The 316-nt window shown below is 66.1% G+C and carries 1 protein-coding gene; it reads left to right on the top strand.

The annotated features are described in order from the left end of the window. On the top strand, positions 1-316 hold a 316-nt coding region (locus EJI00_RS24970), incomplete at both ends, for a ShlB/FhaC/HecB family hemolysin secretion/activation protein (protein ID WP_148110667.1).

Raw genomic sequence — 316 nt, 5'->3', positions numbered from 1 at the left:
GTTCACGGCCTCGAACAGCCAGTACCACCAGAGCGTGGAGAGTTTCAACGGCCCCATCACCTATGCCGGCAAGTCCAACAACGCCGAAGTGAAACTCTCGCGCCTGCTGTACCGCGACCAGAGCCGCAAGACGACGCTGGCGCTCAAGGGCTTCCGCCGGGAGTCGCGCAGCCTCATCGAAGACACCGAAGTGCCGGTGCAGCACCAGGTGGTGGGCGGCTGGGAGCTCGGGCTGAACCACAAGGAGTTCATCGGCGAGGCCACGCTGGAGGGCACGCTGGCGTTCAAGCACGGCACGGGCGGCTTCGGCGCCCGA

Origin of the sequence: Variovorax sp. DXTD-1 (assembly GCF_003984625.1) — a bacterium.
Lineage (GTDB): Bacteria > Pseudomonadota > Gammaproteobacteria > Burkholderiales > Burkholderiaceae_C > Variovorax.
This window is presented reverse-complemented; position numbering and strand designations above follow the sequence as displayed.